The 13,370-nt window shown below is 45.8% G+C and carries 9 protein-coding genes; 7 read left to right on the top strand and 2 right to left on the bottom strand.

Going from position 1 to position 13,370, the window contains the following annotated elements; translation table 11 throughout:
- Positions 1–210 precede the first annotated feature (210 nt).
- Complete coding sequence (locus L2729_RS17180) at positions 211–3,246, bottom strand: molybdopterin-dependent oxidoreductase (protein ID WP_248989363.1); 3,036 nt, start codon at positions 3,244–3,246, stop codon at positions 211–213.
- A gap of 9 nt (positions 3,247–3,255) precedes the next feature.
- Positions 3,256–3,951, bottom strand: a complete 696-nt coding sequence (locus L2729_RS17175; protein WP_101093398.1) for a 4Fe-4S dicluster domain-containing protein — start codon at positions 3,949–3,951, stop codon at positions 3,256–3,258.
- Positions 3,952–4,497: 546 nt separating this feature from the next.
- Here L2729_RS17175 and L2729_RS17170 point away from each other — a divergent pair.
- From L2729_RS17170 to L2729_RS17140, 7 genes are all read left to right on the top strand, one after another.
- Positions 4,498–5,463, top strand: coding sequence for a LysR family transcriptional regulator (locus L2729_RS17170; protein ID WP_248989362.1), 966 nt, complete (start codon positions 4,498–4,500; stop codon positions 5,461–5,463).
- 201 nt (positions 5,464–5,664) lie between these two features.
- Positions 5,665–7,881 carry a molybdopterin-dependent oxidoreductase gene (locus L2729_RS17165; protein ID WP_248989361.1) on the top strand — a complete coding sequence of 739 codons (2,217 nt, stop codon included), beginning with the start codon at positions 5,665–5,667 and terminating at the stop codon, positions 7,879–7,881.
- A 10-nt stretch (positions 7,882–7,891) separates the two neighbouring features.
- Entirely contained in the window at positions 7,892–8,437 is a 546-nt protein-coding gene (locus L2729_RS17160) for a 4Fe-4S dicluster domain-containing protein (RefSeq protein ID WP_248989360.1), read from the top strand.
- Positions 8,437–9,024, top strand: a complete 588-nt coding sequence (locus L2729_RS17155; RefSeq protein WP_248989359.1) for a TorD/DmsD family molecular chaperone — start codon at positions 8,437–8,439, stop codon at positions 9,022–9,024. The genes L2729_RS17160 and L2729_RS17155 overlap by 1 nt, the downstream gene beginning before the upstream one ends.
- 141 nt (positions 9,025–9,165) lie before the next feature.
- Positions 9,166–10,131, top strand: coding sequence for a formate dehydrogenase subunit gamma (locus L2729_RS17150; protein WP_248989358.1), 966 nt, complete (start codon positions 9,166–9,168; stop codon positions 10,129–10,131).
- A 148-nt stretch (positions 10,132–10,279) separates the two neighbouring features.
- Complete coding sequence (locus tag L2729_RS17145) at positions 10,280–11,338, top strand: porin (protein WP_248989357.1); 1,059 nt, start codon at positions 10,280–10,282, stop codon at positions 11,336–11,338.
- Between the two features lie 40 nt (positions 11,339–11,378).
- Positions 11,379–13,334 carry a methyl-accepting chemotaxis protein gene (locus L2729_RS17140; protein ID WP_248989356.1) on the top strand — a complete coding sequence of 652 codons (1,956 nt, stop codon included), beginning with the start codon at positions 11,379–11,381 and terminating at the stop codon, positions 13,332–13,334.
- The last annotated feature ends 36 nt before the right edge of the window (positions 13,335–13,370 follow it).

The raw sequence follows: 13,370 nt of genomic DNA, 5'->3' as shown, positions 1-13,370 counted from the left end.
TGAGAAGGATCCACCGTGTAATCGTAATTAAGCTTTCTCAACACGAATTGGAATTCCGTGTCGGCAGTTAGCACCGGTCCAATAATCATTGAGCATACTGGCACTTTGTTTACGTGTTGGATCCGAATCTGAGATCATCTGCATTAGACATACGATATTCAATGGATCCCTCTGCTGTAGATATGAGAAGGATCCACCGTGTAATCGTAATTAAGCTTTCTCAACACGAATTGGAATTCCGTGTCGGCAGTTAGCACCGGTCCAATAATCATTGAGCATACTGGCACTTTGTTTGCGCGTTGGATCTGAAGGAATCATTTGATTAATCGCGATACCACCAGCACGCTCTTTCAAGCCCGCCAATTTTTTCCCATTAATCACTCTATCGTCACCACCAAAGCCTTTTGAATGACCAAAGCCATGAGACACACATACCGCCCCTCTTGCGACACCTAAATCGGTTTGTAATGTCCCTTCGGCAGGCTTGCCATTGGCGGTCACTAATCTCACTAGATCACCGTCGGTTAAGTTTTGTGCCTTTGCTGTTTCTTCATGCATATAGACAAAGTTAGTCGGGCTGATCTCTGCAATACGCTTGTAAGCAACTGCATAATTTGATCTCACCGTTGCCTTATAGCTCGAAAACAGCAATGGGTACTCAGCTTCTGGCCAGTGACTTTCCCAGCTATCGCCGTTCCAGAATCGATGCTGATGATACGTAATCGTGCCTGGGTAATGCTCACCAGAATAAGCATGACGTAGCTGCGCAACCGCTTCATGGTAGATCTGCAGACATTTGGCCCCTGCACCCTTCACAAAATCACCTTCATAGCGTTCATCTGCTACATAGTAGCCACCACGAGATAGCAGTGCTTCAACTTCACTGGCCTCGTTAGGGTTAAGTCTCGGCGTCAACGGCTTCATTGCATAATCAAGTCCAGCCCAATGCCTATCTTCAGCCGTAACCGTCGGCAAGTTTTCGCATTGTGATGCCACATTTGCCAGATATTTAGCGTGCCAATCTTCAAAACAAAGCAAGTCAGCCTTGCTACCATCCTCATGGGCAATCGCGCCTTTACCAAAGCCCGGAAGCTGCATATTGAGTGCGATATCGACTAACAACTGCTCCATACAAACATGTTGACCCGCTTCGTTTTTAACGGTTCTTGGTGTCACTAATGGCGCTGCTGCAACCACGCCCAACATATGCGAGCCCCACATACGGTCTGCGGCATACTCTTCTAGCATTGAGCGATCAGGAATAAAATAATCAGCGTAACGATTCGTCTCATTCATGTGGCAATCAATGCCAATAATTAACGGTAAACGTTTAGGGTCAGCAATACTCGCGACCACTTCTTGGCTAATAGAGGCTGCGCTATAAAGAAAGTTATTACGCCAGTTAAACAACACTTTAGCTTGATACGGGTCGTTATTGGCATGACTCGTCCACTGTTCTGCTGCATTCATCGCAGGCAGAACCTCATGCCACGGCGTGCTAGCAGGGTATGGGTTTTCACCTTTAGCGAGTTTTTGCTTATATTCAGTCGATGACTCATAAGCCCCATCGCGGCAGGCATTAACCACACCGTCCAAGCTCACGCCATTGTCGATACTGGCTAAATCATAGCGACCTTCCATACCACCAATTGGCCCGTTACCGTAAATAGCACCGCCCTTAGCGTCATGACTACCGACTAAGGTATTCAACGTTGCCCAGATCCAGCCCATAACGAAACCATCAGACGAATTTGTGCCACCATTACCAGCAACACAGGCTTTACGACCGTAACGACCTAAATCTTTTGCCACTTGGCGCATATCTGCAATCGCAATACCCGACTTGGCGGCGTACTCTTTCATGCTGGTACGTTGTGTTTCTTCTCTTAACAAATACAACGAAGACGCTAATTTAACCCGACGACCAGATTTGTCTTTAACGATTTTACTGACAAAGAGCTCAGCCTTGTCACCCGATTCAACAGACACAAAGTCCTGTGTATCGGCGTTAATCATCAGCGCTTCATCCCCGCCTAAACCAAAGTCTTTTGCCTTTGCAAAACGGCGGTAATCGGGGTGCTTCGCATCAACAATCACTAAGTGACCCGCATTGGTAAAGTTAAGCTCGCCTGCCGCTTTAGCCGCTTTCTCGCTGGCGCCTTCAAGGTGGGTTTTATTAAACCAACCCTCTTCTAGCATGGTACGAATCACACCAAAAGAGAACGCTGCATCTTGTCCAGGTTTAACCGCTAACCATGTTGCATTGGTATCGGCAGCGACTGTGGTTCTGAGCAGTGGATCAACACACACATATTTGAACTTTCTATCGACTCGACTATCAGCAAGACCACGACCGACGCGGTTAAGGCTTGCACCTGAAGAACCGGGGCTGGTGCCCATAAACAAGCCATATTCGACATTGTCCCAATCAACATCATTGAGCCACTCTTCAAAGCCTGAAGCCATACCTAAGCTATAACCCGTCGCTTGAGCTGCACCGCAGTAAGCATGCTTAGTGCCTAAGTTACTCGTGCCCCAAGACTGTTGCATAAAGCGAGCGTAGAAGCTGCCGCGTAAGGTATCTTCGGCACAGTAGGTAGCAAACAGGTGGTTCGCCGCGCTGCCAAACTCAGGGAAACCAGGCTTAACCGGTTTGTCGAGTTGACGTAAACTGCGTAAACCTTCGACATGGCCTTCACCAAAGAGATCGCCGCCTTCTAAAATTTCTTTTAATGCTTGCTCATAACTAATGGTGACCCACTTACCTTCACCACGTTGACCATCACGCTTAAGCACATCAGTGACACGGCGTTCGTCATCAACAGAGTCAGCACAACTGGCTCCTTTAGCACAGGTAGTGGCACGGTTTTCGAGTCCGGCCTCACCCGCTAAAGCAATATAACTTTGCTTAACAGCCATCGCTATCGGCAATGGAGAACCAGAGTTATTCTCACAATATGGATTACCACCGACTTTGAGCACTTTGTCACTGGCTTCGTCGATACGCACTCGAAGACCACAAATGTTATAGCAGCTAAAACACCTAGAATATGCAGTGCGCACGCCTTGGGTGAGTTGCCATTGCCCATTAGCATCTTGCTGGCACTCTGCTGGGATCGGATGACCAAAACGACTGACATCTTGGCTGCGTTCAGGATGTGTAGCTTGAGCCATCTTGCCACAACCCACTGTGGCAGCAGCCACAGAAACAGCGCCCGCTTGCGTTAAAAATTTACGTCTGTCCATTACCCGCTCCTAGCGTTGCCATTCAAGGAAATTAAGTGACAAGATCTGCTTGTCTTTCGGTTGTTCAGGTAAACCAATATAGAAAATATTTGGCTTAGTTCCCTCACCCGCCAGCATGGCGTAAACCGAGTTATCGCGAACCAGTTGCGATACTTTACTGTTTGGATCATTGAGGTCGCCAAAATTACGCGCTTCACCAATACAAGTTTCAACACATGCAGGTAGTAATCCTGCTGAGACTCGATGAATACAGAAGTTACACTTCTCGGGAGGTGATTCTAAGGTTTCATCTTTGCGTCTTGCCCCATATGGGCAAGCATCGACACATAACTGGCAATGGATACACTCATCATGGTCAATAACCACAATGCCATCCTCTTTACGTTTGTAGGTTGCTTCTACTGGGCAAACATCAACGCAGGGTGGGTTATCACACTGATTACATTGATTTGGTACCGCCAGCGTCGCAAAGCCACCGTCCAGCTCAATTGCAGCTTGGTTGACTCGAGTTCGACAACGGCCGGTATCGGTTTGGTTTTCCATTGCACAGGACACAGTACAAGATAGACACCCTGTGCAACGGCGAACATCAAACACCATAGCCAATCTTTTACCTGGGGTTTTAGCTTGAAGTTGAACGCTTGGGATCAGCGTTAACATTGCACCACCAGCGGCCATTTTTAATATGGAGCGTCTATCCAACATAATTATTCCTTATTATGGGTTCAATAAATAATTACTGAAACCACTTATAAAAACTCTATATATAAAATACACTCAAACATGTAAACATATATACAAAGGAATAATTAAAGCTGCAAATATCAAATAAAGGTCACAATAGAAAAATAATTATTATTTTCGTGAAATTAAATCGTTAGATGATTTTTGGATATAATTTATAGAGTACAAAAACATACTTGGCTTTATGTCTCACTTTAATTAATCACTAAAGCGATCTAAATGACTAAGCAGATAAAGCATATGTAAAACATGCGCTTACGCCAGTAATAACGGTGGTCACATCTAGTACCAAAGTACAACTTAACCAGTAATACACATAGAAGTTACATATATAAAAATGTCCATAGCAAATATCACTTTTCGACATTTGCGAATGTTAATATGTAAAACACGAGACCTATATCAAAAATATAAAAACAAGCTTTTTAAAAATGTGACTTATAACACTGAACATCACAACTATTATATAGATGATACCAATCAATTAATTCAGCCAGTGAATTTGCCATGAACAAAATAGACCAACTAAATTATAATCAATTAAAAGTGTTTATTGCTATATATGAGCATGGACAAAGCCATCAAGCTGCAAATGAATTGGGCATGACGGCTTCTGGTGTGAGTAGAACCTTGAAAATATTGAGAGATATATTTAAAGACTCTCTTTTTATAAGACGCTGCTCTGGCTTTGTGGCTACCGAGAAAACTCATCAACTCATCCCAATGGCAAAAAGTCTGGTTGAACAGTACCAAAAAATAGAGATGCAGCATTCAGTGTTCACCCCAGCAGAATCTGGTGGGCAGTTTGTTATTCATGCTTACGATGAGTTTGTCTATGCGGTGCAAAAAGTCGTTCGCGATGACATTTTGCAAGAAGCACCTAACTTAAGGTTTGATGTCAGAGTATTGACCCATGACTGCTCTACCGAACTCGCCAATGGCGATATGGATTTTGTAGTCGTATACGAAGGGTTTAATGGCAAAAATCTCAACTACGAAATGTTCTCAGAAACTGACAGTCTCTATATTTTAGCTAAACGTGCGCACCCCATTTTCAATCAGCCGCTCACGCTTGAAAGCCTGTCTCGTTATTCCTGTTTAGAGATTGATAATTACGACGACCTTGTTTGCCCGCTGTTAGTTAATTTATGCCGTGAACAAGATCTATGCATGGAAGTCGAGGGCTATACCGACAGTCTAGCCTCCGCAATGCGACTATTAAGTGAAACCAATGCCATCACGCTGAGCTGTAACCAATTTACGCGTCAATTCGTCAATATGTTACCCGGCATTGACTATGTCAAATTGCCTGAAGATCTGGCACAGAAATGTCGAATACGTCGCCGTGAAAATCGTGAGATTGGTAACTATGTACTATTTGGCAATACCAATCATTCGGCCGCATTCAGCTGGGTAAAATCTAAATTAATTTGTGGGCTAGAAAGAGAATGGCGTTTAGCCAGTGAAGCCTAGTGAGCTATTCATAGGAGAAGTCAAAACCAGTGTCGATGAGAGGCCTGATTTGACCGTTAAAGGAGTAACACCAGAACTAAACCGTTCAAAATAGAGTAAGTACTAACTACGCCTGAAGTTAAGTTACTCACAAGTAATATTCATGTCGTCAACGCAAAAAATATAAGTAGTGAATAAACACTATCAAGATGGGGAACACATATGAAGATTAACAGACGCACCTTCCTGCAGGGAGTAGGAGCAAGCTCCGTTGTAGGCTCTCTGTCAGGCTTGATGCCCGGCATTGCCAGCGCTACGGAACAACGTGGCGGCGCACCAGACAAATTACTCAAGCGCGAAGGTGAGATCAAATATCACACTTGCCAACGTAACTGTGCTGACCGCTGTTTGCTGAAGTTTACCGTGCAAAATGGCCGTATGACCTATGTCGAAGGTGCTTCAGAGATGAAGAAAATGGGCACCTCACCTTGTGTTAAGGGTCATGCCTATGTGCAGTACACTTATGCTGCCGATCGTATCTTACATCCAATGGAACGTGCGGGTGAAAAGGGCGAAGGCAAGTGGCGTCGTATTTCATGGGATGAAGCCTATGAAAAAATCAGCTCTCGTCTGAAGACAATCATCAAAGAGCACGGCTCTGATTCGATTCTGCCATACAGCTACTCAGGTCATGAAGGTGTTATTGGTAAATACGGCGGACCAAGCCGTTTCTTCAATGCCGTTGGTGCTCGTAAGCTAGACCGTAAGGTGTGTGTATTCGCTGCCTATGAAGGTCTTAAATCTGTGACAGGTACATACCAAGGTCCAGATCCATACGACAACATCTACACCAACTGTTATATCTCTTGGGGTCAGAACGAAACGGCAACCAACGTTCACGGCATCAAGTTCATCAACCAGGCACGCGATAAGGGTGCCAAACTGTTAGTGGTGAACCCGATACGTACGCCGATTGCGTCACAAGCTGATATTTGGTTACAACCAAAGCCAAGTACTGATACCCATCTTGCTGCCGGTATCATGAAATACTTGATCGAAAATAACTTAGCCGATCTTAAGTTTATCGAAGCGAACACTCTGGGCTACCAAGACCTGCTTAAACGTCTCGACGAAATGAGTTACGAGGAAATTGAGAAGGTTACCGGTGTACCGACAGAGAAGATGTTCAAGTTCGCCAAGGTCTACGGTGAGTCTGAACTATCGGTATTACGTCTAGGTTACGGTATGCAGCGTAACTACAACGGCGCTCGTATGTCTCGTGCTATCGCGATGATGCACGCTGTTGCGGGTCAATTCGGTAAGATTGGTAATGGTTTCGTTTACGATAACACCCAAGCCGATGACAGCCTGAACTACTCTAAAGGTCGTGCCGATCATATCCATCCCAATGGCGACACCGTAGGGCATGTCAACATGACGGAGATAGCCAAAGCGCTTCACCCGACTGATCCGACTGGCTATGGTAAACCAATCAAGCCTATTAAAGCTGTGATTAACTACAATGGTAACTTTGTTTCCGTTGCGCCAGATTCCAACGCCTGTCGCCGCGGTGTTATGCGTGATGATCTGTTCTTAGTCGTCCATGATTTCTTAATGACAGATACGGCGGAACTTGCCGATATTATTGTACCATCGACCACGCAGTTCGAGTTCCCAGATATGGGTACCGATTACAACTGTTACCACATGCAAACTTCTGAGAAAGTGATTGAGCCTTTAGGTGAATCTAAAGATAACTGGATCTTCTTCAAAGAGTTAGCTGCTCATATGGGACTAGATCACCACCCAGAGATGCGCGTCGATTATGAACAAATTCTGCGTGATTTCTTAGACACTGAAGAACCTGCGTTCAGACACAACAACATCACCTACGAACAGATCATCAAAGAGAAATTTGTCACCGTTTACGATCAACGCCCTTACTTCGGTGATGGTAAGTATAAAACTGACAGTGGCAAGATTGAATTCCATTCTCAGATGATGATTGACGCCGGTTACCACCCCGTCATTGACTTCGGTTTACCTGAAGATGAGATGATCCCAGAAGAGAAAAACTTGCCATTCCGCATGTTATCTCCTGCGATCCCCCAACGTGCAAACAGCGCCTTCTATAACGTGAAGTATATTCGTAACTTCCCGGCGTATTTTGCCAAGGTTAATACCGAAGACGCAAAAGAGTTAGGCATTAAGAATAACGACACAGTCCGACTCAGCAACCACCGTGGCGAAGCGTTCTTCACCGCACAGGTTTCAAGTCAGGTTGGCCGCGGTACCGTAATGGCACCCAAGAACAACTGGCGCCGTATGGACCCTCAGGGCAGAGCCAGTTGTACCAACAACCTCACTACCGACAAGTTAACCGATATGGGCGGCTGTTCAGCCTACCATTCGACTAATGTCGCGTTAGAAAAAGCCTAAGGAGTAAAAGATGTCTATTAATCAAAAAGTGGGCTTTGTCTTCAGACAAGAGAACTGTGTTGGTTGTGGTGCCTGTACTGTCGCCTGCCAAATTCACAACGAGTTGCCTGAAAATCATAGATTCCGCAAAGTCGACCGTTATGAAGTACAACGCGAAGATGGCGCTGTTGACGTGTGGTTATCTCACTCTTGCATGCATTGTGAAAACCCTGCTTGCCTAATGGTTTGTCCTACTAAGGCCTACCATGTCAGAGATGACGGTATCGTGGTGCTAGATCGTGAGAAATGTACTGGTTGTGGCCTGTGCGTCAGCGCCTGTCCGTACTCTGCGGTCAACATTCGTGAAGACGATGGTAAGGCTGACAAGTGCAACATGTGTGTCGAACTACTAGACCGTGGCATGGCACCCGCCTGCGTTGCTGGCTGTCCAGTTGAATGTATCCAAGTAGGTAACATCGATGAGGTGTTAAAGAAACCTTCTGCCAGTAAAGAAGGTGTCGGTTACGGCGATTGCATCACGAAACCAAACATGGTGATTATTAAGGAACGCGCATAATGACTGCACAATATGGTCCGATGGCAACTGCATACTTTGCCTATAAATCGATGATTTTCGCGCCCTCAGGGACAGAGGCGTTAACGGGCATGATCGCATATCTCGAAGCGAACCGCCCCGATAGCGCTTTGCTCACAGAAGCAAAGAAATTTGTCGATGACTCATCGGAATTGGAGTTTGACTTCAACCGTATGTGTATCGGGCCATATAAGCTGTTGGTTGCCCCTTACGAGGGCGTTTATCGCAGCGGCAACCATGTCATGAATACAGATGAAACAGTCAGAGTTGCCGAGTTCTATCAAGAGATTGGCTTGGTCATTGATGATAAATTCAATGAACCTGCCGACTTTATCGGTAACGAACTGGAGTTTCTCTACTGTGTTCACGCGTTAGCGAGTGAGCAGAAAGCAGCCAATAATATCGACGCCTTCGAGGAACTCACAGCCATTGGCGACGAGTTCATCACTAAGCACCTTGGCACTTGGATCACGCCCTTCTGTGAAGGGATAAAGAACCATGCCCAGCAAGCTTTTTGGCGCGAGTTTGCGACTGAGCTGCACCTTTTAATCACCCAAAAAATGCAGTGATGAGTTGACTTTATACACGATAAGTTAACCCACTTTGTACCGAGTGAAACGGTAATGTCCGTCGATACCTGAATCTATACCCCTCAGATATTCGACGGAAAGTACCCAATAGGCGACCTAACATCGCTAAAGGAGTTACGAATGAACAGAGCAATAAGATTGTTTAGTTTTATTGTCATGAGCCTGTTTGTCTCAACGGCAGCCATGGCCGCTGACGTTGCGACATTGCAGCCTCAGCAATGGCAGGAAATTCAAGTAGAAGCTATTCCAGGTGACATCCCTGAAATACGCGGTATGCCGACGCAACCTGAGTTATTGATGCCAGCATCAATACCTGAAGATGCTGACGAAACTATTCTGGGTTACTTAGCAGCCACTGAAAGTATCGCATTTTTGGTTTTTGCCAGCCTGTTTGGCGTGATCGCGTTGTTTATCATCTTCATCATGGTGAACGGTGTCTCACGTCTGGATAAAGGTTTCTCAGGTAAGATGATCAAACGTTGGTCAGGCTTAAGCGTCAGTGTGCATTGGCTGGGAGCGATTGCCTGCATCCTGCTTATGCTAACGGGCTTAGTCTTAGCGGGTGGTCGACACTACTTTGAGCCAAGCATGAATGCCTCTAGCTGGGGATCATTAGTCGGTCTTTCTAGCGGTCTGCATGAGCTAATGGCGTTCCCCTTCATCTTAGGTTACATCCTGATGATAGTGATGTGGGCACCAAAGCAAATTCCAGCCAGCTATGACCTTAAGTGGTTTGCCGTGCTCGGTGGTTACCTCAATACTGGTAAGAAGCATCATCCAGATGCAGGCTTTGCCAACGCAGGTGAAAAGCTTTGGTTCTGGGTATTTGCACTCTTTGGTGGCTTGATGGTGATTTCTGGTCTGACAATGATGTTCCCTGAAACCTTTGCTGTTACTAAGAATACCGCGAATTTGATGCTGGCAATGCACATTGTTTCAACCATCATCATCAGCGCTTTCTCAGTGGTACACATCTTCATGGCGACAGTGATGTCCGAAGGCGGCATGTCTAACATGACCTCTGGTTATTGTGACGAAAACTGGGCTAAGCAACACCACAACTTATGGTTCAAGAAGCTGAAATAATACCAGCTCACTAAAGGACTCGCCCTGCTCATCAGCTAACAAAGGCTGATGAGCATTTCAAACCAACACTCATTCATTCGTGCTGCATTGCCACTCTACTCACTAGAGAGGGGGGATTTTTGCGGCCGAAATATAGGGAAATACACCGATGAAAACACTTAAGTCACTCGTCGCGATTGCGGTTAGTTTATGCTGTGTAAACGCTTACGCTGCAGAAGATACGGCCTCGCTTGAAGCCCGTATCGCCCAGCTAGAAAAAAATGCGGCTCCTTCACAATTTGAAAATAGCCAAGTCAGTCTTTATGGCTCGATTCGTCCGACATTAAGTTACTTAGATGACGGCCAAGATAAAACTTGGGATGTGCGTGATGCACTGTCTCGTATCGGGATTAAAGCCAGCACTGAATTTGCTGATGGCTGGACTGCGATTGCTCAAGGCGAATGGAGCGTTGATATCGCCAACTCTGGTAATTTTGGTAAAGCACGTCAGGCTTATGCCGCTATTGCTTCACCTTACGGCCAAGTCGGTATTGGTAAGCAGCGACCTGCGCAATACACCCTAGTTGCTGAGTATGTGGATATCTTTAACCACGGTAACAGCCCTTACGCGTATGACCATGAAAGCCCATTCTTTGTCGATAACTTTGTCACTTACCAACTCGTCACTGGCGACTTCACCTGGATGGCAGGTGCACAGTTTGATGGTGATAGTGGTGAAGATGCAACCGACATGATCAACGTGGGTGTGGGTTACGATCTTAATCAACTGCACATAGGTTTAGGTTATGTCGCCCAAAATACTGCCGATACTAGTGGCGTAGAGGGTGATGACAAAACCGTCGGTGGCGTAGTGGCTTATACCTTCAGTAACGACATGTATATGGCTGTTAGTTACCAAGATAAGCAGTATAACTATAATGCTGGCAGCATGAATAAAGATCGCAGTGGCAGCACCTTAGACACCGCATTTGCCTATCCTATTAGCGATGATTACAAAGTTAAACTTGGTTATTTCCAATTTAAAGACGGTATTAATGACACCACCTCAGCCGACTATGACGGCTTTAATACCACGCTGGAATGGAATCCACTCGCTAACGTGCGCGTCCACTTAGAATACCTCGATAAAAGCTATGACAACCGCGAAGACGACCAAGCCGTGACCATCGGCTTTAGATACGACTTCAACCTGACTTGGCAAGGCTAATTTAGTTTAGCGTAGTCGCACGTCTGTAAGCTCCCACCTAATGAGGCCGTCCCCCGGCCTCTTTTTATTCGCGTCATATCGTGGAGATAAAAAATTGCTAGGATTTAGAAAATCGCTCATCGCGTCAATGGTGACTTTAGTCACACTTTGTCTTGTGATCTCAAACTGGTTGTCCTACATAGAGCTCAAACAAAGCACCATTGCCAGTACCAATGAAAAACTGACCAATGTCGTTAAATATGAGTCAGCTAATATTGAAAGCTGGTTTAAAGAAAAAGCCGATGCCATCGATTCCTTAGCCAAGCATTATCACACTGGCAGTTATCGCGATAACTATGTTAATGCGGCAAGATTATCAACGGATGTCGGCGGTGTTGCACGGATCTACTTTGGTTTTGACGATGGCAGCGCCTATTCAACCGAGACCAGTAGCAAGTGGGTCAATGGCAAAGCGATACCTGAAAAATATGATCCGCGCACTCGCCCTTGGTATCAACAAGGCAAGTCTTCTAACAATCTCGATATCACCGATATTTATGTCGATGACGGCACCGGCCATGATGTAATTTCTATTTTAAAAAACCTCGGGGATGGCGTGGTACTTGGAGACATAGAACTCACTTACCTGAGTGATACCGTCAAAGCCGTTAACTATCCGGGCGCAGTCACCCTAATTACCGACCAAACAGGCAAAGTACTGGCATCAGAATCTCAGACTCTGGTCACAGGAACCCGCTTTTCTGACTTTGGCTTAGCGCAAGTACAGCAGACATTATTGTCAAATGATGAAACCATGCAGGAATACACCCTAGATGGCATCGATAAGCTCGCGGTTTCAAAAGCCATTAATTTAGTTAATGGCAAAAAATGGTACTTGTTTGTCGGCCTAGATAAATCCGTGGCCTATGCCGCTGTCGACAGTGCGCTTTATCGCGCCATGTTATCTTCCGCTATTATGCTAGCGCTGGCGATCAGTGTGTTACTCGGCGTGTTGTTTGTACTTTATAAGCCCATTCTGTCCCTCAAAGAGATGGTCACCGAACTGTCTATGGGTAATGGGGATTTGACTCGACGCTTAGAGGTTAAAAATGAAGATGATTTAGGCCAGATCTCAAAAGGCATTAACCTGTTCATCGAAAGCCTGCAATCGATGATGTTAGAGGTACTGCAATCATCAACCCATATCGCCAGCAGTGTTGAACGCTTAAAATCAGAAACTGACGCCAATCGCTCCATTTTAAGCGCGCACACCACTGAGACCGAGCAGATCGTCGCCGCCGTTGAAGAGATGAGTGCTACCGCCAACGATGTTGCGAGAAACGGCGCCGAAACCGCCTCTTTCACCCAAGTCACCAAGAATCAAACCATGGAGTCAAAAGCGGTTGTCGCCAAGGCAACCAGCACCGTGGCTCAGCTTGTGCAAGAAGTCCAAAACACCTCAACCAATATTGAGCAAATAGATAAAGACACCATAAACATCACTCAGGTACTAAAGGTGATCGGTGAAATTGCCGACCAAACTAATCTATTAGCACTTAATGCCGCCATAGAAGCGGCTCGTGCGGGCGAACAAGGACGCGGGTTTGCGGTTGTTGCTGATGAAGTCAGAGCGTTAGCCGCCAGAACTCAATCAAGCACTGCAGAAATAGAATCGACCCTCAATAAACTTAGAGAAGCGTCTAATGCGGCAATGTCCTCAATGGATGCCACCAAGAATACCTGTATAAAAACAGCTGAAACCACCGAAATCGTGGCCAGCGATCTTGATGCCATTGGTGACTCAGTCAATCAAATTAATGATCTTAATACCCAGATAGCCACCGCCGCAGAGGAGCAAAGCTCGGTATCGAGTGAAATTACCCGCAACATGTCTGCCATTTGCGAAATGGCAAGTGAGCTGGCCATGAACGGCGAGACCACCAGTAATGAAACCGTCAACCTCGCCACAGCCAACCATCAACTCGAGCTAATAGTGAGTCAATTCAAACTTAAATAATGGCCAAACAATGCCGCTGGAGACAGCGGCTTTGCT

It is taken from the genome of Shewanella gelidimarina (genome assembly GCF_023283945.1).
In the GTDB taxonomy this organism is placed as follows: Bacteria; Pseudomonadota; Gammaproteobacteria; order Enterobacterales; family Shewanellaceae; genus Shewanella; species Shewanella gelidimarina.
This window is presented reverse-complemented; position numbering and strand designations above follow the sequence as displayed.